Source organism: Pseudomonas californiensis (assembly GCF_021147775.1).
Lineage (GTDB): Bacteria > Pseudomonadota > Gammaproteobacteria > Pseudomonadales > Pseudomonadaceae > Aquipseudomonas > Aquipseudomonas californiensis.
Genome location: NZ_JAGTPK010000111.1, coordinates 1 through 1,710, shown reverse-complemented (window position 1 = coordinate 1,710; position 1,710 = coordinate 1). Strand labels below are relative to the sequence as shown.

Sequence of the window (1,710 nt, the reverse complement as noted above, 5' to 3'; positions counted from 1 at the left end):
GGAGCGGCCGCATCTGTCCTTGAAATACAAAACGCCCGATGCGGTGCATCGGGCGCTTTGAGACTGAAATAGGTGTAAACCTATTTCAGGACTAGACACATTAACTATAAGAAAAGCGCGAAGGTACTTTCTCGACTCAAGACCGCCACAGCACTACCATTCCATAATTGCTCGCCACTTTCGCCTCGCTCACTCGTGACGCCAGCGGAGTTTATGGCGTGGTTGCGGAATAGCGGTTGCGATCAACGAACAATGTCATCCCTGTAAACCACATGACAAGGTAGGTAGAGAATGGATCGAACCCTTCAAAACTCGTCGGCGTCGCGACCACTCCAATAAAGCCGATACCCCCAAGCACTATGCCAAGCCACTTCCTGCGAAAAACCGACTTTACCTGTCGCAACAAAAAGCAGGAAATAATCAGGGCCGTGCCGAAAAGAAAGAGCCCCGTCATGAGCCCATCCGGGACTTGATCAGGAGAGACCTGGATGATCGTTGAGGCCCGATCCCTCCACTGACGGAAGCTTGTACAGAGACGATGATATCTCCTGCATGATAAGTCGGGAGTCCCCCCTGAATCGCGTGATTGGTTGCGCCCGCAACGACCGCTGCAGCGATACTGTTGATAGGCTTGATAACGCTGCCAATCGCTGTACTTATGAGCCTTGACACAGAGACTCGCTGGCTATTCAGCAAGTCTGCCTGCTCGCGAAGCAACGGTGCCGTAACACTGACCACCATCTCGCAAGCGCGATTTCCAGCCAGCATCCGATCATACATTTCAACAATCAACGCACTCACCTTATGACACTCGGCACCCAGCTCACAAAGAAACAGTTCACGCAGTGCAGCTCTATCCTGCGGCATCACAGAAAATGGAGTGATATTGAACACAATGCCATAGTGACCTTGGTGTCGATAAGTATTCGCTTTCAAAAATGAGCCTGCTGAGTGGTGGCGAACTTCAGTCTGGCGAATTTTCGATACATTAGTAGTAGGCCGAAAGCGAATCAGAGAATACCTACAAATCTTAAAGAATAGGACTACAATCAAACGCTGTAGATTCTGTCCGATGAAAACATCCAGCTTAAAAACCAAATTAATTAAAAAGATTTTTTATCCAGCATTGTCGACCAGTTATATCGTATCAAAAGAGATATTCTCGCTTACAACCAGAAAACCGACCCACTCCATGTCCACTATACAACCTAGACTTGCAGCAACCTATCGAGAGCAAATTAACCGAGCCTTGTAAAAATCATCATGCCACGCCCTAAGATCTAAAATCTAAAATCTAAAATCTAAAATCTGGGAATCAAAGTCTGGGCGCAGTTTTTTTTATTTCCAGACCGTGCATCTGGCCTACAAGGAGATCAAACGGCACAACCCACAACCTCAACCCAGCCGAAAACTCAAAACCTGGCAGAGCTTCCTGAAACGAGGCTCGCCTCGGATAGATCAGCACTAAGTCTCCTTCCCCTCCAAGATATTTCTGACCGTACGCGAACAACTGATAAAAATCTGACTGGCTTAGGCCGTAGTTTTTGCTGCCAGACGTACTGTCCAACCGCTTCCATTTAGTATCCAGCACCCAACGTTTTGCGCCCTGTGTGTAGTGGTCTAATGAAACCGGACACCCATTTAGGCGAGAATGCTCGCCAGATCGAGGTGTCAGATGACCAAACAACGCCGTTCCTTTTCTGCTGAATT

3 protein-coding genes are annotated in these 1,710 nt (G+C 48.1%); all 3 read right to left on the bottom strand.

Annotated elements, in window-relative coordinates:
- Window positions 1-211: 211 nt before the first annotated feature.
- Window positions 212-454 (bottom strand): hypothetical protein, encoded by a 243-nt coding sequence (locus tag KDX37_RS29100; protein WP_231656623.1) that lies wholly within the window; start codon window positions 452-454, stop codon window positions 212-214.
- Window positions 451-936 carry a hypothetical protein gene (locus tag KDX37_RS29095; protein ID WP_231656622.1) on the bottom strand — a complete coding sequence of 162 codons (486 nt, stop codon included), beginning with the start codon at window positions 934-936 and terminating at the stop codon, window positions 451-453. Before KDX37_RS29095 ends, KDX37_RS29100 begins: the two co-directional genes overlap by 4 nt.
- A gap of 379 nt (window positions 937-1,315) precedes the next feature.
- On the bottom strand, window positions 1,316-1,710 hold a 395-nt coding region (locus tag KDX37_RS29090), incomplete at its 5' end, for an McrC family protein (protein ID WP_231656621.1).